Here is a 21895-nt window from a genome sequence, read left to right as displayed (position 1 = left end):
GTGCGGTGACCTCCGCCCCACGCATACCGCCTGCACCATCCGGCCTGTTTCACGGGCCTTTGCACCTTTTCCCGGTGCGCATCTATTTTGAGGACACCGACCTGTCGGGTGTCGTCTATCACGCCAATTACCTGCGCTACATGGAAAGGGCCCGTTCGGACATGCTGCGTCTGGCGGAGATTGACCAGCGCAGCGCGAACGAGGCGGGCGAGGGGGCTTGGGCGGTTACCGACCTTGCCATCAAATATCGCCTGCCGGCCCGGCTCGACGATGAATTGCTGGTTGAAAGCCATATGATTGCGGTACGAGGGGCCAGTGTTCAGATTGGCCAGAGTATAAGGCGTGGTGACGATGTGCTGACCGAGGGTCAGGTCACCGCCGCATTTGTTTCACCCGAAGGGCGCGCGCGCCGCCAGCCAGAAGGCTGGGCAGAGCGTTTCCGTGCCATCATGAATGCCAGCCGACCCGGAATGGACGAGACCCTATGAATTTTCCGAGCATTTCGCTTGATCCAGCCAGCATGTCGCCGCTGGCGCTATTTCTTCAGGCGGACTTTATCGTCAAATCAGTGATGATCGGGCTGTTGTTGGCCAGCATCTGGACCTGGATGATCATCATCGGCAACGGCCGGCGCCTGTCGCGCATCCGCAAGGATGCCGAAGCATTTGAACGCGATTTCTGGCGTGCCAGCGATGTCGACCGGTTCAGCGCCGATGCCGCGCGCACTGACAGTCCCAGCGCCCGTATCCTCAATGCTGGCCTTGGTGAATGGCGGCGCTCGACCGCGCGGCCAGTGGTTGACCGGGCCGGTGTGCGCGAACGGATTGCCGCAGCGCTCGACAGCGCTATCGGCATGGAAATGGATCGGCTGGGGGAGAGGCTCAACACGCTGGCGACCATCGGTTCGGTTGCCCCCTTTGTCGGCCTTTTTGGCACAGTCTGGGGCATCATGCGCAGCTTTTCCGGCATCGCCAGCGCGGGCAATTCCAGCTTGGCCGTGGTGGCGCCGGGTATTGCCGAAGCACTGTTCGCCACCGCTATCGGCCTGTTCGCCGCCATCCCGGCGGTCATCGCCTACAACCGCTTCACCTATATGCTCGGCAAGATCGAATCCCGCCTGCTTCGCTTTTCCGACGGGTTCCACGCCATGCTGAGCCGCGAACTGGAGCGTGACGCGTGAGGTTTCCGGCCATCCCCTCCCGCAAGCGGGACAGTCTTTGTCCTTTCCCCTCCCGCAAGCGGGAGCAGATGTAATGGCCATGGGTCTCAACTCGCCTGGCAAGCGCGGGCGCGGTATGCGGGGGCGCAGTCGTGGCACGCCCATGTCGGAAATTAACGTCACACCCTTTGTCGATGTGATGCTGGTTCTGTTGATTATCTTCATGGTGACAGCGCCGCTGCTGACCAGCGGTGTGCCGCTTGATTTGCCCGAAACCAATGCGAAGCCGCTCGACCAGCCGCAAAAGCCGCCGGTCCAGATCAGCATCCGAAGCGCCGATGAATTGTTCATCGATGACAAACCGGTGACCATGGCCGAGTTGCCCGCTAAGCTGACGGCGATTGCCGCGGTGCAGGATGCCCGCAATCCACAGGCCATCATGGTGCGCGGCGACCGCTCGGTTGATTATGGCTTTGTCATGCGGGTGATGGGCGAACTCAATGCCGCCGGTCTTAACCGTGTGTCCTTGGTCACCACCGGTTCAGCTAATGAAAACTAGGCCATAACTATGGTGATCAACAGGGCAGAGGCATGGGGACTGGGCGTGGCCATCGTCGCGCACCTCGCCCTGTTCATCCTTCTGTCGTTCAGTTTTCTGCATTGGAAGGACCCGCGCTTCGCCAATCCGCCGATGCAGGTGGAAATCATAGCCGAAACCGCGCCGGTCAGCACATCGCCCGCGCCGGCGAGCGAGGCACCGGCAGCGCGACTGGGTGAGCCTGACAGCCGGACCATCGACACACCGCCTCCGGTTGCCGATCCTGTCCCGGTTCGACGGCCTGACCCGCCCAAGGTTGTGACGCCGCCGCGCGCCGAGCCTACCCCGCGTGTCGAGCGCCAGCGTCCCCGCCCTGAGCCGGTGCGCGAACGGCCAAGGCCAACGCCAGATCGTGCCGACCGGCCGCGACCGGAGCGCGCGCAGCCGGCACCTGACCGGCCACGACAGACCCCGGAGCAGCGGCCCACTCAAAGTGCCAGCAACACGCGGCCCCAACCGCGACCGACCACGGCACAGGGCCAGGGCAGGGCCACGCGCCCGGCCAATGATCCACGACCGACAGGTGCGCTGGATGGTGTGATGGCCGGTCTGGCCCGTGACGCGGACCGCAATGCCAGAGGCACAGCCGCTCCAGCGACTGCAAGCGCTGCACAGGTTCGCGCCGACATTCGGGTCAGCATCAATGGCGAGGTGCGCGCGCCATGGAACAGTTGCAGGGTGTCCGGTCTGGACGTTGACCAGTTGCGGACCACCATCGTGTTCCGCCTGACGGAATCGGGCGGATTGGACCGGATCGTCCGCCTGTCGACGAACGGCGTCAATGACAGCAACCGGTTGCAAGTCCCCCGGTTCGAGGAATGCGCCCGGCGCGCGATCGAAGTCGCCGCCCCCTTCAACCTGCCACGCGAACATTATAGCTATTGGCAGGAATATACGCTGGAATTTGAAAAGAGGTGATTGCGATGATGCGGTTCAGGACCATGGCGATATTGGCGCTGATCGCGGCCAGCGGGACAGCGCAGGCCCAGCCGGCGGCAGCGCCACCGGCCGGAGCACCCGCCGCACCGGTGACCGCCGCTCCGCAAGCGCCGCCGCGAGAAACGGTGACCGGTGATCTCGTGCAGGAACGCACATCCGTCGTCATCACGGCGCTGGCCACACCTGAAAGCGTCAACACCGCCGCGGGAAGCACCGCCGCTCTGGGCCAGCAGATTGCCGAAGTCATTGCCGCTGACCTTGAACGGTCCGGCCTCTACGCGCCGCGCGGCCCCGGTGGACTGCGGGCCATTGCGATGAGCGAAGTGACTGCGCCGCAATTTGCCAGCTGGCGCGGCACAGGTGCTGACAATCTGGTGCATGGTTTTGTCCGGGCCGACGCTGCGGGAAACCTGACGGTTGGCTGTTACCTCTATGACATGGCCCTCGGCAGTGAGCTGGCGCGCAATGGCTTTGTTGTCCAGCCGCGCGATTGGCGCCGGGCGGCGCACCGTTGTGCCGACGCCATTTATTCGCGCCTGTCGGGTGAAGCGCCCTTCTTTGACAGCCGCATTGCCTATATAGCCGAGACCGGTCCCAAGGATGCCCGCGTCAAGCGGTTGGCGATCATGGATTCGGATGGTGCCAACCACCGTTTCATCACCAACGGCCAAGCGATCGCGCTGACCCCGCGTTTTTCTCCGGATTACAACCGCATCGCCTATGTATCCTATTTGGGCAACCGGGTGCGCGTGCAGGTCTATGACGTGGCCAGCGGACAGCAGCGGACAGTGTTTGAAAGTCCCAATGCCACCTTTGCCCCCCGCTGGTCGCCTGACGGACGCTTCCTGCTGTTTTCGATGGCGGTTGCCGGCAATACCGACATTTACCGCATCCCGGCCGAGGGGGGCACACCGCGCCGTTTGACCGATAGCCCCGGCATTGACGTGGGCGGAAGCTATTCGCCAGATGGTACTCGCATCGTTTTTGAAAGCGACCGGTCGGGTGCCCAGCAAATCTATGTGATGAATGCTGACGGGTCGGACCAGCGGCGCATAAGCTTTGGCGGCGGACGGTATGCGACGCCCGAATGGAGCCCGCGCGGTGACCTGATCGCCTTTACCCGCATATCCGGGAATTTCCGCATCGGCATCATGTCGCCATCGGGCGGCGGCGAACGCTTGTTGACCGACAGTTGGCAGGATGAGGCGCCGACATGGGCACCCAATGGCCGCGTCATCCAGTTTTTCCGTACGACCCAAGGGCGCAGCGGTACCAGCCAGATTTTCCAGGTTGATCTGACCGGAGTGAATCTTCGTCGCGTGCCGACGCCGGTTGACGGTTCAGACCCGGCCTGGGGGCCTGTGTTGCCGTAAGTCTGTTTCAATGCCACCATCAGCATCAAGGTGAGCTGTGGCACCTGCACTGACCGAGACAATGACCAGAAGGAGAATGAACATGCGGACTATGAAGTATCTGGCGCTCTCCGCCACCATGGCCGTCGCAGTAGCGGGATGCACCAGCAACCGTGCTCCGGAAGTGTTGCCCGACGCACCGGATGGGGCGACCTACAATAGCGGCAACGCCGACAGCAATGTCGGCAACGCCATCATCCCGGGCAGCGAGGCTGACTTTGTCCGCTCGATCGAGAGCAATACCGTCTATTTTGATACGGACCGGTTCAACATCGATGCCGCTGATCAGGCCGTGCTGGCCAGCCAGGCGCGCTGGCTGGCGCAATATCCCTCGGTCCGCGTGACCATCGAAGGCCATGCCGACGAACGCGGCACGCGCGATTACAACCTCGCTCTGGGTGAGCGTCGGGCCAATGCTGCCCGCAACTATCTCGCTTCACTGGGTGTTGATCCGTCGCGGATCATGGTGGTGTCCTATGGCAAGGAACGGCCGATTGCGTTGGGATCAGACGAATCCAGCTGGGCTCAGAATCGTCGCGCTGTAACCGTGACCATCCAGCGCTGATCATCCGGTCAGGTTGGCGGGGCCGTCCGGTACAATCGGGCAGCTCCGCTGGCCTGATCATGCAGGGCGCCCGGTTTCAGCCACGCTTGTTGCGATACATGGCCGCGTCAGCACGGCCGACCAGATCCTCGGCCGATTGGCCGGGAGTGATCATGGCCAGACCAAAGGCAGCCCCCAGCTGCATGGCCTGCCCTTCGTAATGGCAGGGCTCATCTTCGATTATAGCTTTGAGGCGGCGCATTTTTCCGGCCGCTTCAATTTGGCTCACATGATCCAGCAATATGCCGAATTCGTCTCCACCGATCCGGGCCAGCACGTCGCAGGGGCGCATGGCGGCGGCCAGCCGTGCGGCAATTTCGATCAGGGCAAAGTCCCCGGCGCCGTGACCGTGCGTGTCGTTGATCTGCTTGAGATTGTCGACATCCACGTACACCAAGGCAATGCGGTCGCCAAAGCGTTCGGTTCGGGCAATGCGCTGGTGCAGGGCTGACAGGAAATAGCGCCGGTTGAACAGCGGGGTCAGCATATCGCGTTCCGCCACCCGCTCCATTTCGGCCAACGCGATGGTCAATGCCCTGTTTTCCCTTTGCAAACGGGCAATTTCCGCGCGCAGCACCTGTTCATCCGCGTCGCCCAGGGCGGTCGATGTCAATGGCTCGCCATTTGCCGGAATGTCATGACGCATGAACTGGGCTGATCCCCATGGAATGAGCCGGACTTTTAGCCCTCAGGACCTTAAAATTCCGTGGATAAAGCGGTCATGACGATGGGATTTGAGCCAATCATTGCCCATCGCCGTGCATCCGGCTATCGACCGGACAGCGGTTCATTAGTGGGGCCGTCAATCAGGGGCGCATTTTGCATGAGTAGCCGGCCAGTCGCCATTGTGATGGGCAGCCAGACCGATTGGGACACTATGCGCCATGCTGTGGATGTTCTGGCGGAGCTGGAGGTTGGCACCGACGTGCGCATCGTTTCGGCGCACCGAACACCACAGCGGCTCTATGATTTTGCCCATGGCGCGGTCGACGCGGGTTTCAGCGTGATTATCGCCGGGGCCGGTGGCGCGGCGCATTTGCCAGGGATGATCGCTTCGATGACCCGCCTGCCAGTTTTGGGCGTGCCAGTGCAGTCCGCTGCCCTTTCCGGCATGGATTCGCTGCTGTCGATTGTCCAGATGCCGGCGGGCATCCCGGTCGGCACGCTGGCGATTGGCAAGGCAGGGGCGACCAACGCCGGCCTGATGGCGGCAGCGATCCTTGCCAATCAGGATGCTGCGCTGGCGGCACGGCTCGACGGCTGGCGGGCAATCCGCACCGCAGCAGTGACCGAACGGCCTGAGGGAGCGGAAGGTTGATGCCTGACAGCAAGGGGCCTTTGCCGCCGGGTTCGGTTGTCGGCATCATGGGTGGCGGCCAGTTGGGCCGGATGCTGGCTGTCGCTGCTGCGCAAATCGGCTATCGCACCCACATATTTGCTCCAGAGGCTGACGGCGTGGCGCATGAGGTGGCAAGCGCCAGCACCATAGCCGCCTATGACGACGAAATGGCTCTGGCAGGATTTGCCAATGGCTGTTCGGTCATCACCTATGAGTTTGAGAATGTCCCGGTGGATGCTGTGCGCTTTTTGCAGCCGCATCGGGCCTGCTTCCCGTCGGCCAAGGCGCTGTCGGTGGCGCAGGACCGGGTGGCCGAAAAAAGCTTTGCCCGCGATCTCGGCGTGCCGGTCGCCGATTTCGCCGAAGTCCGCAGCGAGGCGGACCTCAATGCCGCCCTCGCCAGCATCGGTTCGCCCGCCATCCTCAAGACCGCGACCGAAGGCTATGACGGCAAGGGTCAGGCGCGGATCACCGACCCGACGCTGGGCATGGCGGCGTGGGAAAGCATCGGCCATGGTCGTGCCGTGCTCGAACGCATGGTCAGGTTCGACGGCGAGTTTTCGGTCATTCTGGCGCGTTCAACCCATGGCGAGACGGTTTTCTGGAACTGCCCGGAGAATATCCACGCCGACGGAATCCTGTCGCGCAGCCTTGTGCCGGCCCGGCCGGAGATCGCCCGTCATGCCGAGGCAGCGGTGGGTCATGCCCTGCGCATCGCCGATGCGCTGGATTATGTCGGGGTCTTGGCCTGTGAATTTTTTGCCACGGCCGACGGCCCGCTGTTCAACGAAATGGCGCCGCGCGTCCACAACAGCGGCCACTGGACCATCGAAGGGGCGGTCACCAGCCAGTTCGAAAATCATATCCGCGCGATATGCGGCCTGCCGCTGGGCGCTACCACTCTGACTGGCGCCAGTGTCGAAATGCACAATATCATCGGTGCTGATGTCGACCGGTGGCAGCATTTCCTGTCTGACAAGACCTGTCGCCTGCACCTTTATGGCAAGGGGCATGGCCGGGCAGGGCGAAAGATGGGCCACGCCACATGGGTCAGCCAAGGCTCGGGGGCGGCATGAACCATCCCGAGATCATCCTTGTCCTTGCCCGCGCGGACAATGGCGTGATCGGCCGGGATGGGCGCTTGCCCTGGCGGTTGCCGGATGATTTGCGGCACTTCAAGCAAATTACCATGGGCCGACCGATGGTGATGGGTCGCAAGACGTTTGATTCGCTTCCCGGCCTTTTGGAGGGACGGCGCCATATCGTCCTGACCCGCGATGCCGACTGGTCAGCCGAAGGGGCGGAGCCCGCCACCAGTGTTGAGCAGGCACTGGCGCTGGCCAACGCGCCTCACGTCTGCGTGATCGGCGGCGCGGAAATCTGGGCGCAGTTTCTGCCGCTGGCCGACCGTATCGAACTGACTGAAGTCCATGCCGAACCGGATGGCGACACCTTTGTCGACGCCCCTGATCCGGCTGACTGGGAAGAGGTTGCCCGCATCGCTCACCCGGCGGTGGATGGGCGGCCGGCGTTTGATTTCGTCACGCTGAAACGGGGCAGGCAATAGCCATCAATCTGGGCAGGGGAGGGCCGGAATGAAAAGGATCGCAGCATGGACAGGAGCGCTGGTCGCCATCGCGCTTGCGGCCTTCCTGATCCTTGGTCCCGGCATCGCCGAAAACAGCATGAACAAGGTGGTCGGCACCAAGGCCACCGTCTCCCCCCGCGCCGAGGCGTTGCACCGCAGCCTTACCATCGCTGACCTGCATGGTGACACCTTGCTGTGGCAACGCGATATGCTCGAGGCGAGCACGCGCGGTCATATCGACCTGCTGCGCCTTCAGGCCGGCAATGTCGCGCTGCAGGTTTTCTCTTCGGTCAGCCAGACACCGCGAGGACAAAACTATCAGTCAAACCCCGACAATGACCAGCTGTGGCTGCTCGTCATGGCGCAGCAGCAGCCGGTCCGCACCTGGTTCTCACCGCTGGAGCGCACCCTGTTTCACGGGCAAAAGCTGGATGCAGCGGTGGCGGCGAGCAATGGCGACATCATCGCCATCCGCACCCGCGCCGATGTGGCCCGGCTTGTCGCTGCCCGCGCACGGGGGCAACGGACCACCGGCGCGCTCTTCTCGGTCGAGGGGTTGCACAATCTCGAAGGCGATTTCGCCAATCTCGACCGCCTCTACCGCGCCGGTGTGCGCATGGCGGGGCTCACCCATTTCTTTGACAACCAGATCGCCGGCTCGATGCACGGCGAGCGCAAGGGTGGGCTGACCCCGCTCGGTCGCCGTGTCGTGCGGGAGATGGAACGGCGCGGCATGGTGATTGACATCGCCCATTGCAGCCACGCCTGTGTCGCCGAAGTGCTGGCGATGGCGACCCGCCCGGTCGTCTCCAGCCATGGCGGCGTCCAGGCCACCTGCCGCGAAAACCGCAACCTGTCTGATGAGGAAATCCGCGGCGTTGCCCGCACCGGCGGCGTTATCGGCGTCGGCGTGTGGGATGCGGCGGTCTGCGGCACCGAGCCGGCGGACACCGCCCGCGCCATGCGCCACATCCGCGATCTTGTCGGCATCGATCATGTCGGTCTTGGCACGGATTTCGACGGCGCGGTGACGGCGGGCTATGATGTCAGCCGCATGGCGCTCATCACCCAGGCGCTGATCGACCAGGGCTTTACCGATGAGGAGATTGCCAAGGCGATGGGCGACAATGTGCTGCGTGTGCTGGGACAGACCTTGCCCGCGCGTTGAGGGCGGACTAACAGCCCCGACGATGCAGCGTCTTCACTCCAGTCAGCCCATTCCCGACTCCCTGCGCGGCGCGGTCATAGCGCTCGGCAATTTTGATGGGTTTCATCTGGGCCATCAGGCCGTGGTCGGCGCAGCGGTGGAGCAGGCCCGTGCGCGTGGCTGCCCGGCGATTGTCGCCACCTTTGATCCCCACCCCGTCCGCCATTTCCGCCCTGACGCCCCGCCATTCCGCCTGACGACGCTCGACCAGCGGCAGCGCCTGTTTGGCGAAGCTGGCGCCGACGCGATGCTGGTGCTCGAATTCGGCCCGGCTCTGGCCGGCATGACCGCCGACCAGTTCATCGGCGATCTGCTGCTCGCCCAGCTCGGCATCAGCGGCGTGGTGACCGGAGAGGATTTCGTCTTCGGCAAGGGCCGCAGCGGCAATGGCGATGTGCTTGCCGCCGCTGGCGCTGCACAGGGCTTTACATACACGCGTATCGTTCCGGTGGCCGAAGCTGGCGAAACCGTTTCCTCAAGCCGCATTCGTGAGGCGCTGAAAGCCGGGGATTGCCCCACCGCCACACGCCTGCTCACCCGGCCCTTCGCCATCGAGGGGGTGGTGCAGCATGGCGACAAGGTTGGCCGCACGCTCGGCTTTCCCACCGCGAACATCGACATGGGCAGCTATCTGCGCCCGCGCTATGGCATCTATGCGGTGACCGGCACGCTGTCCGATGGCCGCATGCTGAAAGGCGCGGCGAACATCGGCATCCGCCCGACATTCGATCCGCCCAAGGAATTGCTCGAACCGCATTTCTTTGATTTTGCCGAGGATCTCTACGGCCAGACGATCAGCGTCGCCTTTCACGCATTTTTGCGCGGTGAAGCGAGGTTCGACAGCATGGACGCGCTGATGGCGCAGATGCAGGCCGATTGCGAAGCAGCGCGGGTGGTGCTGGGCTGAGCCTGCCCCCCACACACAATTGTTCCATTTTCACTACCGCTCGCCTAAGGCCGCGTCATGACTGATACGCGCGACCTCAAAGACACTGTCTTCCTGCCCAAGACCGACTTTCCGATGAAGGCCGGCCTGCCGCAAAAGGAACCCGCCATCCTTGCCAAATGGCAGGCGGCGGACCTTTATGCCCGCCTTCGCGAAGCCCGGGCAGGGCGCGAAAAGTTCATTCTTCATGATGGCCCGCCCTACGCCAATGGCGACATGCACATCGGCCATGCGCTCAACCATATCCTCAAGGACATGGTGTGCCGCACCCAGACGCTGCTGGGCAAGGACGCGCCCTATGTCCCCGGCTGGGATTGCCACGGCCTGCCGATCGAGTGGAAGGTTGAGGAACAGTATCGCAAGAAAAAGCTCAACAAGGATGAGGTGCCGGTCAAGGAGTTCCGGGCCGAATGCCGCGCCTACGCCCAGCATTGGGTCGATGTGCAGCGTGAGCAGGTCAAGCGGCTGGGCGTGCTCGGCAATTGGGACAAGCCCTATCTGACGATGGACCCTGAAGCCGAGGGCACCATCGTTGCCGAGCTGCTGAAGTTCGCCGAGAGCGGCCAGCTCTATCGCGGCGCCAAGCCGGTGATGTGGTCCCCGGTCGAAAAGACCGCGCTGGCCGAGGCTGAGGTTGAGTATGAGGACATCACCTCGACGCAGATCGATGTGGCGTTCGAGATAGTCGAAAGCCCGATCCCCGAACTGGTCGGCGCCCATGCGGTGATCTGGACGACGACCCCCTGGACGATCCCGGTCAATCAGGCTTTGGCATTTAATCCCAAAATCGACGCAGAGCATTTTGAAGCAAGTTATTGTGTCAGCACTGCGAACGACGGACGGCGATATTTGCTTTCTAGGGCTCTTGTGTCGGCATTTTCAGCCCGCTCCGGTCTAGAGCTCAAGGAAGAAATGCTGATTTCGACCGAGGCTCTCGCCGGAACTGTCGCGCGTCACCCTATGCACCATCTCGGCGGCTTTTTTGCCCGCCCCCGTCCCTTCCTGCCGGGTGATTTCGTCACCACCGACAGCGGCACCGGCCTTGTCCATATGGCGCCCGACCATGGCGAGGATGACTTTGACCTGTGCAAGGCGCATGGGCTCGAACCGCAATTCGCGGTTGAGGGCGATGGCCGCTATCGCGCCGACTGGGCCTGGCTCGGCGGCGAAGGCAGCGTCATCAACCCCAAGTTCAATGCACCTGACGGCCCGATCTGCACCGCTCTGCGCGAAGCCGGCGCGCTGCTCGCCGCCAGCGCCGACTACAAGCACAGCTACCCGCATAGCTGGCGCTCCAAGGCCAAGGTCATCTATCGCTGCACGCCGCAATGGTTCGTGCCGATGGATCGCGCGCTGACCCACCTCCCCGCCAAGACCCCGGCTGAAAAGGGTTGGGAGAATGAGGGCGGGGCGATTGATCCCGCGGATGAAGGGCGTTGTGCCTCCCCGACGCTGCGCGAAGCGGCCATGGCGGCCATTGCCGACACGCGCTTTGTCCCTGACAAGGGCCGCAACCGCATCGGCTCGATGGTCGAGGGGCGGCCGGACTGGGTGCTGAGCCGCCAACGCGCATGGGGCGTGCCGATCACCCTGTTCGTCAATCGCAAGACCGGTCAGTATCTCAATGACCCGGCGGTCAACGCCCGCATCGTTGCCGCGGTCAAGGCTGAAGGCGTTGACGCCTGGGAAGCCGCACGGGCGCAGGAGTATCTCGGCAGTGACTACCGCGCCGAAGACTATGAGCAGGTGTTCGACATCCTCGACGTCTGGTTCGATTCCGGCTGCACCCATGTCTTCACGCTCGAAAGCGGCCGCTGGCCCGAACTGAGCTGGCCGGCCGACCTCTATCTCGAAGGCAGCGACCAGCATCGCGGCTGGTTCCAGTCGTCGCTGCTGCAAAGCTGTGGCACGCGGGGCCGCGCGCCCTATGACGCGGTGCTGACCCATGGCTTCACCATGGATCAAAAGGGCATGAAAATGTCCAAATCGGTCGGCAACACCGTCGATCCGCTCAAGGTCATGGAAACCAACGGTGCCGACATCATCCGCCTGTGGGCGCTCAGTGTCGATTTCACCGAGGATCACCGCATCGGCGATGAAATCCTGAAAGGGGTCGCCGACCAGTATCGCAAGCTGCGCAACACCTTCCGCTACCTGTTGGGCGCGCTCGACGGGTTCGGTGAGGAAGAGCGTGTGGGTGAGGGCGACATGCCCGAACTGGAGCTGTACATCCTCCACCGGCTTGCCGAGCTCGACGCGCAGCTGAAGACGGCGGTCAACGACTTTGACTTCAACGCCTATGTCCGCGCGCTGACCGAATTTGCGCAGGATGATCTCAGCGCCTTCTTCTTCGATATCCGCAAGGATTGCCTCTATTGCGACATCGGCCCCGCCGAACCGCTCGGCACGATGAAGCGCCGCGCGTACCGGAGCGTGCTCGACACGCTGTTCCACGCGCTCGTGCGCTATGCCGCGCCGGTGCTCGTGTTCACCGCGGAGGAAGTGTGGGGCACGCGTTACCCGGATGCGGGCAGCGTCCACCTGCTCGAATGGCCGACCGCCAATCCGGCGTGGCTGGACAGTGCGCTGGCGGTCAAATGGGCGGCCACTCGCGAAGCCCGTGCCGCGATCACCGAAGCGATCGAACCGCTGCGTCGGGACAAGGTCGTTGGTTCGAGCCTCGCCGCTGCCGTCACCATGGCTGAAGTGGCGGGCGTAAGCGCAGAAGAACTCACTGAAATCGCCATTGTCGCGTCGGTTGACTATGCCGGGGCGGATGTTTCGGTCTCCCCCAGCACCCACCACAAATGTGGCCGCTGCTGGCGCCATCTGCCCGACGTGGCTGAAGAAGCCGCTTTGTGCGGACGCTGTGAAACGGTATTGGGGGACGCATGACCAGCGCACCTGCCACCCCGTCACCGCACCGCCGCTTTGGCATCATCATCGCCGCACTGGTGCTGGCCTTTGACCAGCTGACCAAGTGGATCGTCACCTGGCCGCTGGGCCTGGAAGCACGCTACCAGATTGAACTGCTGCCCTTTTTCAACCTGACCTGGATGGAAAATCGCGGCGTCAGCTTTGGCATGTTCTCTGCTGACAGCGATGCGCAGCGCTGGATGCTGGTGGGCTTCACCCTGCTCGTAGCCATCGGAGTCGGCGTCTGGATGATGCGGGAAAAGGCCAAGGCGGATGTACTGGCGCTGGCGCTGGTGCTCGGTGGCGCGCTCGGCAACATCATCGACCGGATCCGCGTTGGCTATGTTGTTGATTTTGCTGATCTTCACTTCGGTGATTTCCGGCCCTTCCTGATTTTCAACGTGGCCGATGCCTGCATCACCATCGGCGTGCTGCTTTTGGTTGCACGCGCGCTGCTTGTGCGCGAAAAGGCGGATTAAGGGCGAACCGACTGTTTGGCCGCTGGCCGCAAGGGATTTGATACGATTATGCGCAAGAGCCTCATCCTCGCCGTTTCCGCTTCGGCCATGCTGCTGTCGGCCTGTGGCTCGACGGGCCTGTTGAGCCGCGACCGGCCGGACGAATATGCTGTCACGCGTTCCGCACCGTTGGTGATTCCGCCTGACTTTGCGCTGACCCCGCCGGCACCGGGCACGCCCGCCACCACCTCTGACAGTGCGTCGGAACAGACGCTGCGCGCCCTGTTCGGCGGCGCTGCCCCGCGGAGCCCGACCGAAACCAGCCTGTTGCAGCGCGCTGGCGCGGCTCGCGCCGAAGTCGGCATCCGTTCATCGGTGGGCGATCCGCAGACCAATGTCGTCGACAAGGGCACGGTGACCCGCGACATCCTTGCCGCTCCGTCAGGGGCCGGACAGTTCGCCCAGGCGGTTGCCGGCAACCGCACCGGCGGCTGACAGCCTTGCGTCTCCTCCCGCAAGCGGGAGAGGGGACCAAGCTTTACCGATAGTCAATCCGCACCGCATCCGCGGCGCGCTTCGCCAGCGCACGGGCTTCATCGGTCGTAGCCGCCGTCGCCAGCGCGACCGCCATCCGCCTGTAAGGCCGCGTCACCGGCTTGCCGAACACGCGGACGTCCACCCGGTTCACATCGTCACCCAGCGCCAGCGCCTCGGCCAAACCGGTGATGGTGAAATGCTCGGCATCCCGGTCAGCCAATACCACGGCGGAGGCGGAGGCGGGCGCTGACAGCGCAATCGGCGGGATCGGCAGGCCGAGGATGGCCCGGGCGTGCAGGTCAAATTCGGACAGCTGCTGGCCGATCAGCGTCACCATGCCGGTGTCGTGCGGTCGGGGGCTGAGTTCGGAAAAGATCACTTCGTCAGCGGTGACGAAAAATTCGACGCCGAACAGGCCATAGCCGCCGAGATTGTCGACCACCTTGCGCGCCATCTCCTGCGCTGCGGCGATATGTTCCGGGCGCATTGGCGTCGGCTGCCAGCTTTCCTGATAGTCGCCGCGCTCCTGCCGGTGGCCGATCGGCGGACAGAAATGCACCCCATCACGGGCGCGGATGGTCAGCAGGGTGATTTCATAGTCAAAGGCGATGAATTCCTCGACAATCACCCGCCGCCTGTCACCGCGCATGGCGCTGACGGCATAGTCCCAGGCAGCCGCCATGCCGGCGGCAGTTTTGACAACGCTTTGGCCTTTTCCGGATGACGACATGACCGGTTTGATGACGCAGGGATAGCCGATGTCAGCACCCGCCGCCTGGGCCTTGTCCAGGCTCTCGGCATAGGTGTAACGGCTTGTTCTGACGCCCAATTCCTGTGCCGCGACATCGCGAATGGCATCCCGGTTCATGGTCAGCATGGTCGCCCTGGCAGAGGGTACCACCACCTGTCCCAGTGCCTCTACCTCACCCAACACTTCGGTGCGGATCGCCTCGATTTCCGGGACGATCAGATCTGGCTTGTGCCGCGCAATCGCCGCCCTCAGTGCATCGCCATCAAGCATCGAAAAGACGTCGCAATCATCCGCCACCTGCATCGCCGGTGCGCCCGCATAGCTGTCACACGCAATCACCCGCGCCCCCAGTCGCTTGGCCGAAATGACAAATTCGCGTCCCAGTTCTCCCGAACCGAGGAGCAATATTGTGGCCGTCGGAGTCATTGCACCGTCCTCAGATAAGGGCGCGACCCGCCCGAAAAATGCTGCGCCACATCGCCCACGGTCCGCCAGCCAGCAGCGACGTCGGCCGGATCGATGGCAACCTGGGCACGGTCAAAAACCAGCATCAACTCACGAGCAAGCTCGGTCACATCGGCGCGGTCGTCGAAATAAGCGTCCAGCGCGTCATTGGGATGCAAGCGATGATCATCCACCTTCGCGCGGTGGCGGATGGTCAGATATGTGGCTGAAGCCACCGTTGCGTCCACATTGTCGACAGCCAGTTGGCGAACAAATTCATTCAGGCTCAACCCTCGGCGAGCACTGTCCAGCGCCGCCAGCCGTCGCTCTTTCAGTTCCCTCCGCCAGCGCCACCAGCCAAGGCCGGCCGCCGCGATGGCAAGCATATAGCCTAGCGCCGTAAGGGTCACGCCACCCCGGCCTCGTCGACTCCCGCATCATTCCAGCGCAGCGCCTTCAGCACGGTTTCGACGATGTGCGGGGCGTTGAGGCCTGCCTCGTCATATTGCTTGTCGGGACTGTTCTGGTCTTGGAACATGTCCGGCAGGCGCATGGTGCGCAGTTTGAGTCCGGCATCAATCAGGCCGGCGTCGCTGGCCATGGTCAGAACATGTGCCCCAAGACCGCCGATCGCATTCTCCTCGATGGTCACGCACACTTCATGCGTTGCGAGTAGCTTGCGGATCAGTTCTTCGTCGAGCGGCTTGGCAAAGCGCAGGTCTGCGACCGTTGTCGACAGACCCTTGGCATCAAGCACGTCTGCGGCCTTGAGCGCCTCGGCGAGACGGGTGCCGAGCGAGAGAATGGCGACCTTGCTGCCTTCACGGACAATGCGGCCCTTGCCGATTTCAAGACGCTGAGGGACTTCGGGGAGTGGTATCCCGACACCGCCGCCGCGCGGATAACGGAAAGCGATCGGGCCGCTGTCGTGCAGGGCCGCCGTGTAGGTCATATGGACCAGTTCTGCCTCGTCCGCCGCCGCCATGACGACAAAATTGGGTAGGCTGGCGAGATAGGTGACGTCGAAGCTGCCGGCATGGGTGGCACCGTCGGCGCCCACCAGTCCGGCGCGGTCAATTGCGAAGCGGACCGGGAGGTTCTGGATCGCCACATCATGCACAACCTGGTCATAAGCGCGCTGGAGGAAGGTCGAATAAATGGCACAGAAAGGACGCATCCCCTGCGCTGCCAGTCCAGCGGCAAAGGTGACGGCATGCTGTTCGGCGATCCCGACGTCAAAGGCCCGATCCGGGTGCGCCTTGGCAAATTTGTCAACGCCTGTACCGCTGGGCATGGCAGCGGTGATTGCGACAATGCGCGGATCATCGTTGGCGATCTTGGCAAGGGTTTCGCCAAAGACATTTTGATAGGCGGGCGGTCCGGGTGGGGCCTTGACCTGTTCGCCGGTGATGACGTCAAATTTCTGGACGCCATGATATTTGTCGGCTGAAGCTTCGGCCGGTGCGTAACCATGACCTTTCTTGGTCACCACGTGGATCAGGCAGGGACCCTCTGCAGCGTCACGGACATTTTCAAGGACAGGGATCAGGTGGTCGAGATTGTGGCCATCGATCGGCCCGACATAATAGAAGCCCAATTCTTCAAACAAGGTGCCGCCCATCGCCATGCCGCGGGCGAACTCGTCGGTCTTTTTGAGGCCCTTGTGAATCGGTTCAGGAAACTTGCGCGAGATCCGCTTGGCAAGGTCCCGCAGGCCAAGGAAGGGGCGCGATGAGACGAGTTTGGCGAGATAGGCGCTGAGACCGCCGACCGGCGGAGCGATCGACATGTCATTGTCGTTGAGGATTACAACAAGGCGGTTGCCGGCCTGCGCCGCATTGTTCATCGCCTCATAGGCCATTCCGGCCGACATGCTGCCGTCGCCGATGACGGCGATGCCCTTTCCGGGCGTGCCGGCGAGCTTGTTTGCCATGGCGAATCCGAGAGCCGCGCTGATCGACGTTGAACTATGCGCAGCGCCGAACGGGTCATAATCGCTTTCGCTGCGCTTGGTGAAGCCAGACAGCCCCCCCCCTTGGCGTAAAGTGCGAATGCGATCGCGTCGTCCGGTCAGGATCTTGTGCGGATAGCACTGGTGGCCGACATCCCACACGAGCCGGTCACGCGGCGTATCGAACACATAATGGATGGCGGTGGTCAATTCGACCACGCCAAGGCCGGAACCGAGATGGCCCCCGGTGGTTCCCACCGCCGAAATTGTTTCGGCGCGGAGTTCGTCAGCAAGTTGGCGGAGCTGTTCAGGCTTCAAGTGCCTCAGGTCGGCCGGGGATTCCACCGTGTCGAGCAACGGCGTCAAAGGACGGTCTGTCATGGGGGGCATTTACCGTTTCAAAGGCGGGGTGTCGAACCAAAAAAGGCTGACGCCATTAGCCTCTGGCCATTAATCTGATCCTAAACCTTAGACGTCACCCTTTACCCCATGTCAGAAGAAGCGAACAGCGGCGTCGACAGGAAGATCCTGGTCAAGCGCAGGTTTGCGGTCCTTGCATGTGCTGCATGCGGGGTGGTAGCCATTGCCGGATTGGGCGTTGCCGGGCGCTTTAATGTGTCGATCGGTATTGACCGGACTTGGGCGGGGCCTGTCAGCTTTGCGGTCAACGGTGCCGTCGGCGACGATGCCAAAGATTCGGAAGCGCGAGGCAGGTCCGATGACCGGGCTGTGCCGAGCCAAACCACTGCTGTCGCCAACTCAATATCGTCTGACGATCTTGCAGCCTATACGGTGGCCCAAGAAAAACTGGCGGATGCGCTGAACGAGAGGTTCCGCGAAACAGCTGCCGCTATGAATGCTGAAACTGATAGTGAAGGGCCTTCGGCAAACACTGCTGATTCCTATCGGGAGGCCGCTGCAGTCATGCAGGATACCGCTGAGCGTCTACGGCAGTGATGCGCGGCCCTCGGTAGGCAGGCGAGGGGGCGCAATCATCGCCCCCTGCCGCAGTATCCTGATCAGTCGAGATCGTAGACGGTGAGAGTCACCTGGTTCCAGACATTGCCCAGATTGCGCATCTTGACGCGGAACGGGCGGCAAGTGCCGTCGTAGCTACCTGTGTTGATCGTCACGTCCATATTGTCGTTCAACGCATAGTCTGAAGCGAGTTCACGGTCGTTGCGGTCATACACAACATAGTCGACATCCGTGTCCCCGTCGCCATCAGCGACGATGCGGGCGCGACGATGGCACAGGGTGAGATCCACCCAATATTCATTGTTCGCTTCGACCCGATAGCTGCCGATGCTTGGGGCATCGCCATTGGCGGTGCTGCTGCCCACGGTGACCTGCACCTGATTCCAGACGTTGCCTAGATTGTTCAGCTTCATCCGATACACCACGCAGCGGCCGTTGCGGACGTTCGGCGAGAGCGTGGCAGTGGTGATGTCGTCCAGATCAAGATCTTGATAAACCTGACGATTATTCTCGTCATAGATAGTGAAATCGACATCGGTGTCGCCATCGCCGCGGACGTCAACGACGACCGGGGAAGAGCAGAGGTTGAGATTGACCCAATATTCGGAGTTGGCCTCAACCCGGTAGCTGGTGACGGGGCGATAATCGCCGCCGCTGGCACCCTTTTGGGCGAGTGCAGCGCCGGGCACGGCCAATGCGGCCACAGTGGCGGCGGCAAGCAGTCCGTTGACGAAACTGCGGTTACGGAGAGCGGAGCGGTACATTGTTGGTTCTCCCTGTTGAACGCGATCGATTTGCCCGTCCGATCCTGAACCACAGATTAGCGCGAATCAGAACCAGTCTGGCTTAAATCCTGTCACAAGAGGGAGAAACTGCAAGGTCTGTCCCGCCTCCCCCCAAGCCGAAACCGCTTCAGCTTGGCAGTTAGGATGGACCTGCGATTGTAGAAAATGGCCGGGAACAAGAGTGCCGGGATATTTTCAGTCGCATTCCGCGCAGCGGCCACGCACTTCAATGACGGGGCGGGCTGGAGCAAAGCCCGACGCTTGCGCTGCGGCGCGGACGTCACTGGCTATGGCATCATTGTCGATGTGAGTCGTCTGACCGCAACTGTCGCAGATAAGGAAAATACAGTCATGCAGGCAGCCGGGGTGACTGTTGGCGATGAATGCGTTGCTGCTTTCTACCCGGCGCACAAGGTTATTGGCAACGAACAGGTCAAGGATCCGATACACGCTGTTAGGCGCGACCCGCCGTCCCCGACGATTGGAAACCATGTCTGCGATGTCGTATGCGGATGCAGGTTTGTCGAGAGCTGCTATCGCGTCAAAAATCGCGGCACGCATGTCAGTCCATTGCTCACCTGCTGCTTCCAGCGTCGTCTGGGCCGCCCTGGACAAGGCGGGACCTGATTCCTGATGATGGTGATGCTGCGCCATGGGGCTCAAGTTAATGGCTGAAGCAGTGCGAAACAAGCACCTGCTCAAGCCTTTGGTTAATTGCGCGCGCGACTGTTCAGATCGTGGCCGAGGGCGAGGATCATGAGTCCTGCCAAGGTGGCAACCAATTCTCCATCGCCGTGACCCAATGACAATGCGCCTGCCATCACTCCCAAACCAAAGCACCCAGTTGCAAAGGGCATCATGTAGCCATGACGCAGGACGCCGGTGCTCAGCGCCACCGCACCCAAGAGTATGGCAAGGATCAAACCGATTTCGTGGATCAGCGGGTTGAGAAAGACGCCGCCAAAGCTGGCCAGGGCCGCAATCAATATGGCGGTTGTGATGCAATGGGCGGCGCACAAGGCCGATAGCCATATGCCGACACGGTCCAGCACCTCAAGCCGGTCTGTCACGCCCACACCCAAGCGCCGGTCTGGCCGGATGGGGCTGTGGAGGGCGAATGGCAGCGGCACGAGCGTTTGACTCCTCATGGTCGGGATTTGCGCCTGATGCCCAGATCCGAACCCTGTAAGTCCACATAGGGCATTCCTGCCGACGTTACAACATCACATTGCAAGGCATCATCGAAATAATTGGTCACAGATGAGGAGATATTCGCTTGCGAAGCGGCATCCGCCGGCCAATATGCGCCACATGCTGGCTCCCCCGAAGTCCCACCTAAACGATCATCTGGACCATGGCACTAATCTGCGGGCACTGGTCCTTTGGCTCTATGCTGTCGCCGCCTTGATTGTTTTGATGGTCATTGTCGGCGGCATCACCAGGCTGACCGAATCCGGACTCTCCATCACCGAATGGAAACCGGTCAGCGGGGCGTTGCCGCCCCTGACCGCTGCCGATTGGGAGCATCAGTTCGCTCTTTATCGTGAAACGACACAGTATAAGCAGCTCAACGTCGGCATGAGCATGGCGGATTTCCAGTTCATCTTTTTCTGGGAGTGGGTTCATCGCCTGCTTGGCCGGATAATTGGTCTCGCCTTTGCAGTCCCACTTGTCTGGTTCGCCGTTCGCCGGATGATACCCGTTGGTTATGGATGGCGTTTGGTCGCCTTGCTGGCGCTGGGCGGTTTGCAGGGTGTCGTAGGTTGGTGGATGGTTGTCTCCGGACTGGTTGGCCGGACAGAGGTAAGCCATTACCGTCTTGCTGTTCACCTGTGCCTTGCCCTCTTCATTCTCGGGGCGATCGTTTGGACCGCGCGTGATCTTGCGGTTCTGGCGCGTGATGGATCGGCGCGACCTGCCCGACTGCGCCTGCCGGTCACCGTTGTTCTGATCGTGTTGACGCTGCAACTTTTCTGGGGCGCGTTCACAGCTGGCTTGCGGGCCGGCTATGCTTTTTCATCTTGGCCTTTGATGGGAGATGAATTCTTCCCGTCGGCGACGCCGATGGTTCAGCCATGGTTGCTCAACCTGGTCGACAATCCGATTGTTGTTCAGTTCATTCACCGCTGGTGGGCGTTTGCTGCTGCGGGTGCACTGATATGGTTGGGTATCAAGGCTGCGCGCGCGGGCAGCAAATCCGGAGCGGTACTACACCTTTTGGTGGTTACGCAGATTGTCCTGGGTGTCGCGACACTGCTGACGGGTGTTGAGCTCTGGGTCGCGGTTGCGCATCAGGGAGTGGGTGCGTTGCTAGTCGCTGCGGCCGCCTGGGCCGGCCATGTCGTGAGTCGCAGTTACCCAGGGCCGCATCGAATCGCGGGCACATCATCGGTGCCGGCTTGAATGGGTAATTGGGGGTGCCCTAGGGTTGCCGCCGCTCTGTTCGCCTTGACGGCTGCTGTCGCTTCGGGTGCATCGCCGCCTGACCTTCCAGTCGAGCCTCTTGGCCGGAACCGGCCTGAATCGGTGCCGTTCAATCCCCCGTTTGACCGGGACCTGTCGTTATCAATCAGTGATCGACGGCAGTTGGCCGACGGACGAGAGGTTTTGTTCAGCGTTGAGAATCGGCTGAGATTCACGCGCGGGCAGGGCGGGATGATTGCCACACTCCGCCGGGATGCGGTTGATTGCAATGGACCTGAGCCGGTCTGCAATGCCTATCGGCGGGCCATGGCGACATGGATCGGGACCGTCCAGCGATATGCCATTGCTGCAAATGGAGCGATCCGTCCCTTGGTCGGTGGAGATGTTTTGGCCGTGGGTGATGGATTGCCGGAAGCACAGGCCATCCTATCCCAGATTGAACAGCAAAGTCCCGGTGCCCTGGGGATGGCGGAATTGCGGGAAGCGCTCAGTTATGTTGGTCACCCGCTTGATCCTGGGGTGCTGGCGGCGGTTTGGCGGGAGTCGCCGGATGAATTGGCCGTGACAATACATCCTGATCAGGTTGCAGAGATTGTGTCGCGGACAAGCGTTCGGCTCGACTCGGATCCCACAGTTGCCATTGTCAGAGACAAGCGGGACCGGGTCGACCTTACCACCGGACTGGTCTTAGAAAGTGTCGTGACCAGCCGGGATGCTGCCGTCGCCTCCGGGCCGAATGCCCCGATACTGAGCAGCCGTTTATGGCGTCTGGCGCGATGAGATGAGGCGACGGAATTCCGTGAAGGTACTATAATACCCGTCGTGAATCGCCCGCTTCGCTTGACTTTCCGCAGCATAG

Annotated in this window: 24 protein-coding genes; 17 read left to right on the top strand and 7 right to left on the bottom strand. The window is 62.1% G+C overall.

Annotation, left to right across the window (positions count from 1 at the left end; translation table 11 throughout):
* Positions 1-5 precede the first annotated feature (5 nt).
* The 6 genes from GV829_RS00565 to pal all read left to right on the top strand — a co-directional run bounded on the left by GV829_RS00565 (position 6) and on the right by pal (position 4673).
* The gene (locus tag GV829_RS00565) at positions 6-488 is read left to right on the top strand and encodes a YbgC/FadM family acyl-CoA thioesterase (protein ID WP_425505427.1); all 483 of its coding nucleotides are present in this window, start codon (positions 6-8) and stop codon (positions 486-488) included.
* Positions 485-1180, top strand: a complete 696-nt coding sequence (tolQ, locus tag GV829_RS00560; protein WP_169943341.1) for a protein TolQ — start codon at positions 485-487, stop codon at positions 1178-1180. The genes GV829_RS00565 and tolQ overlap by 4 nt, the downstream gene beginning before the upstream one ends.
* Before the next feature lie 79 nt (positions 1181-1259).
* On the top strand, positions 1260-1718 hold the full coding sequence (gene tolR / locus GV829_RS00555) for a protein TolR (RefSeq protein ID WP_169947752.1): 459 nt from the start codon (positions 1260-1262) through the stop codon (positions 1716-1718).
* Positions 1719-1727: 9 nt separating this feature from the next.
* On the top strand, positions 1728-2675 hold the full coding sequence (locus tag GV829_RS00550) for a hypothetical protein (protein ID WP_169943340.1): 948 nt from the start codon (positions 1728-1730) through the stop codon (positions 2673-2675).
* An 8-nt stretch (positions 2676-2683) separates the two neighbouring features.
* Positions 2684-4069 (top strand): Tol-Pal system beta propeller repeat protein TolB, encoded by a 1386-nt coding sequence (gene tolB, locus GV829_RS00545; RefSeq protein WP_169947750.1) that lies wholly within the window; start codon positions 2684-2686, stop codon positions 4067-4069.
* Between the two features lie 82 nt (positions 4070-4151).
* Complete coding sequence (gene pal, locus GV829_RS00540) at positions 4152-4673, top strand: peptidoglycan-associated lipoprotein Pal (protein WP_169943339.1); 522 nt, start codon at positions 4152-4154, stop codon at positions 4671-4673.
* A 76-nt stretch (positions 4674-4749) separates the two neighbouring features.
* On the opposite strand, the gene GV829_RS00535 is transcribed toward pal, so the two are convergent.
* A complete protein-coding gene (locus GV829_RS00535; protein ID WP_169943338.1) occupies positions 4750-5358 on the bottom strand; it encodes a GGDEF domain-containing protein in 609 nt (202 codons plus the stop codon).
* A gap of 177 nt (positions 5359-5535) precedes the next feature.
* Between GV829_RS00535 and purE the strand changes: the two genes are divergently transcribed.
* The 8 genes from purE to GV829_RS00495 are packed head-to-tail and all read left to right on the top strand — an operon-like array spanning position 5536 to position 13661.
* Positions 5536-6030, top strand: coding sequence for a 5-(carboxyamino)imidazole ribonucleotide mutase (purE, locus tag GV829_RS00530; RefSeq protein WP_169943337.1), 495 nt, complete (start codon positions 5536-5538; stop codon positions 6028-6030).
* Positions 6030-7127, top strand: coding sequence for a 5-(carboxyamino)imidazole ribonucleotide synthase (locus GV829_RS00525; RefSeq protein ID WP_169943336.1), 1098 nt, complete (start codon positions 6030-6032; stop codon positions 7125-7127). Before purE ends, GV829_RS00525 begins: the two co-directional genes overlap by 1 nt.
* Complete coding sequence (locus GV829_RS00520; RefSeq protein WP_169943335.1) at positions 7124-7618, top strand: dihydrofolate reductase; 495 nt, start codon at positions 7124-7126, stop codon at positions 7616-7618. Before GV829_RS00525 ends, GV829_RS00520 begins: the two co-directional genes overlap by 4 nt.
* A gap of 28 nt (positions 7619-7646) precedes the next feature.
* Positions 7647-8807, top strand: a complete 1161-nt coding sequence (locus tag GV829_RS00515; protein ID WP_169943334.1) for a dipeptidase — start codon at positions 7647-7649, stop codon at positions 8805-8807.
* Between the two features lie 22 nt (positions 8808-8829).
* The gene (locus tag GV829_RS00510; RefSeq protein WP_169943333.1) at positions 8830-9753 is read left to right on the top strand and encodes a bifunctional riboflavin kinase/FAD synthetase; all 924 of its coding nucleotides are present in this window, start codon (positions 8830-8832) and stop codon (positions 9751-9753) included.
* Positions 9754-9810: 57 nt separating this feature from the next.
* Entirely contained in the window at positions 9811-12687 is a 2877-nt protein-coding gene (gene ileS, locus GV829_RS00505; protein ID WP_169943332.1) for an isoleucine--tRNA ligase, read from the top strand.
* Positions 12684-13187, top strand: a complete 504-nt coding sequence (gene lspA, locus GV829_RS00500) for a signal peptidase II (RefSeq protein ID WP_169943331.1) — start codon at positions 12684-12686, stop codon at positions 13185-13187. Before ileS ends, lspA begins: the two co-directional genes overlap by 4 nt.
* 48 nt (positions 13188-13235) lie before the next feature.
* The gene (locus tag GV829_RS00495; RefSeq protein WP_169943330.1) at positions 13236-13661 is read left to right on the top strand and encodes a DUF3035 domain-containing protein; all 426 of its coding nucleotides are present in this window, start codon (positions 13236-13238) and stop codon (positions 13659-13661) included.
* Between the two features lie 43 nt (positions 13662-13704).
* Here GV829_RS00495 and purT read toward each other — a convergent pair whose 3' ends face one another.
* Genes purT through dxs form a run of 3 tightly spaced genes read right to left on the bottom strand, consistent with a single transcriptional unit; the run spans position 13705 to position 17230 of the window.
* Positions 13705-14880, bottom strand: coding sequence for a formate-dependent phosphoribosylglycinamide formyltransferase (gene purT, locus GV829_RS00490; RefSeq protein WP_169943329.1), 1176 nt, complete (start codon positions 14878-14880; stop codon positions 13705-13707).
* Positions 14877-15308, bottom strand: a complete 432-nt coding sequence (locus GV829_RS00485) for a hypothetical protein (RefSeq protein WP_169943328.1) — start codon at positions 15306-15308, stop codon at positions 14877-14879. Before GV829_RS00485 ends, purT begins: the two co-directional genes overlap by 4 nt.
* On the bottom strand, positions 15305-17230 hold the full coding sequence (dxs, locus tag GV829_RS00480; protein ID WP_169943327.1) for a 1-deoxy-D-xylulose-5-phosphate synthase: 1926 nt from the start codon (positions 17228-17230) through the stop codon (positions 15305-15307). Before dxs ends, GV829_RS00485 begins: the two co-directional genes overlap by 4 nt.
* Positions 17231-17440: 210 nt before the next feature.
* Between dxs and GV829_RS00475 the strand changes: the two genes are divergently transcribed.
* Positions 17441-17806, top strand: a complete 366-nt coding sequence (locus GV829_RS00475; protein WP_169943326.1) for a hypothetical protein — start codon at positions 17441-17443, stop codon at positions 17804-17806.
* 62 nt (positions 17807-17868) lie between these two features.
* Here GV829_RS00475 and GV829_RS00470 read toward each other — a convergent pair whose 3' ends face one another.
* The 3 genes from GV829_RS00470 to GV829_RS00460 form a co-directional block, all read right to left on the bottom strand.
* A complete protein-coding gene (locus tag GV829_RS00470) occupies positions 17869-18591 on the bottom strand; it encodes a hypothetical protein (RefSeq protein WP_169943325.1) in 723 nt (240 codons plus the stop codon).
* Between the two features lie 216 nt (positions 18592-18807).
* Positions 18808-19266: a Fur family transcriptional regulator gene (locus tag GV829_RS00465; RefSeq protein ID WP_169943324.1), complete on the bottom strand. Its 459-nt coding sequence runs from the start codon at positions 19264-19266 to the stop codon at positions 18808-18810.
* 56 nt (positions 19267-19322) lie between these two features.
* Positions 19323-19760: a MerC domain-containing protein gene (locus GV829_RS00460; RefSeq protein ID WP_169943323.1), complete on the bottom strand. Its 438-nt coding sequence runs from the start codon at positions 19758-19760 to the stop codon at positions 19323-19325.
* Positions 19761-19923: 163 nt separating this feature from the next.
* Between GV829_RS00460 and GV829_RS00455 the strand changes: the two genes are divergently transcribed.
* Positions 19924-21015 carry a COX15/CtaA family protein gene (locus GV829_RS00455; protein WP_169943322.1) on the top strand — a complete coding sequence of 364 codons (1092 nt, stop codon included), beginning with the start codon at positions 19924-19926 and terminating at the stop codon, positions 21013-21015.
* 45 nt (positions 21016-21060) lie between these two features.
* Positions 21061-21816: a hypothetical protein gene (locus GV829_RS00450; protein ID WP_169943321.1), complete on the top strand. Its 756-nt coding sequence runs from the start codon at positions 21061-21063 to the stop codon at positions 21814-21816.
* Positions 21817-21895 lie beyond the last annotated feature (79 nt).

It is taken from the genome of Sphingomonas lacunae (assembly GCF_012979535.1).
Classification (GTDB): Bacteria; Pseudomonadota; Alphaproteobacteria; order Sphingomonadales; family Sphingomonadaceae; genus Sphingopyxis; species Sphingopyxis lacunae.
This window is presented reverse-complemented; position numbering and strand designations above follow the sequence as displayed.

Coding starts and splice junctions, on each gene's coding strand:
- GV829_RS00535 (WP_169943338.1), bottom strand. CDS start 5,358: ATGCGTCATGACATTCCGGCAAATGGCGAGCCATTGACATCGACCGCC.
- pal (WP_169943339.1), top strand. CDS start 4,152: ATGCGGACTATGAAGTATCTGGCGCTCTCCGCCACCATGGCCGTCGCA.
- tolQ (WP_169943341.1), top strand. CDS start 485: ATGAATTTTCCGAGCATTTCGCTTGATCCAGCCAGCATGTCGCCGCTG.
- ileS (WP_169943332.1), top strand. CDS start 9,811: ATGACTGATACGCGCGACCTCAAAGACACTGTCTTCCTGCCCAAGACC.
- GV829_RS00495 (WP_169943330.1), top strand. CDS start 13,236: ATGCGCAAGAGCCTCATCCTCGCCGTTTCCGCTTCGGCCATGCTGCTG.
- GV829_RS00460 (WP_169943323.1), bottom strand. CDS start 19,760: ATGAGGAGTCAAACGCTCGTGCCGCTGCCATTCGCCCTCCACAGCCCC.
- GV829_RS00470 (WP_169943325.1), bottom strand. CDS start 18,591: ATGTACCGCTCCGCTCTCCGTAACCGCAGTTTCGTCAACGGACTGCTT.
- GV829_RS00510 (WP_169943333.1), top strand. CDS start 8,830: ATGCAGCGTCTTCACTCCAGTCAGCCCATTCCCGACTCCCTGCGCGGC.
- purE (WP_169943337.1), top strand. CDS start 5,536: ATGAGTAGCCGGCCAGTCGCCATTGTGATGGGCAGCCAGACCGATTGG.
- GV829_RS00550 (WP_169943340.1), top strand. CDS start 1,728: ATGGTGATCAACAGGGCAGAGGCATGGGGACTGGGCGTGGCCATCGTC.
- purT (WP_169943329.1), bottom strand. CDS start 14,880: ATGACTCCGACGGCCACAATATTGCTCCTCGGTTCGGGAGAACTGGGA.
- GV829_RS00455 (WP_169943322.1), top strand. CDS start 19,924: ATGCTGGCTCCCCCGAAGTCCCACCTAAACGATCATCTGGACCATGGC.
- GV829_RS00525 (WP_169943336.1), top strand. CDS start 6,030: ATGCCTGACAGCAAGGGGCCTTTGCCGCCGGGTTCGGTTGTCGGCATC.
- GV829_RS00515 (WP_169943334.1), top strand. CDS start 7,647: ATGAAAAGGATCGCAGCATGGACAGGAGCGCTGGTCGCCATCGCGCTT.
- GV829_RS00520 (WP_169943335.1), top strand. CDS start 7,124: ATGAACCATCCCGAGATCATCCTTGTCCTTGCCCGCGCGGACAATGGC.
- dxs (WP_169943327.1), bottom strand. CDS start 17,230: ATGACAGACCGTCCTTTGACGCCGTTGCTCGACACGGTGGAATCCCCG.
- tolB (WP_169947750.1), top strand. CDS start 2,684: ATGCGGTTCAGGACCATGGCGATATTGGCGCTGATCGCGGCCAGCGGG.
- lspA (WP_169943331.1), top strand. CDS start 12,684: ATGACCAGCGCACCTGCCACCCCGTCACCGCACCGCCGCTTTGGCATC.
- GV829_RS00465 (WP_169943324.1), bottom strand. CDS start 19,266: ATGGCGCAGCATCACCATCATCAGGAATCAGGTCCCGCCTTGTCCAGG.
- tolR (WP_169947752.1), top strand. CDS start 1,260: ATGGGTCTCAACTCGCCTGGCAAGCGCGGGCGCGGTATGCGGGGGCGC.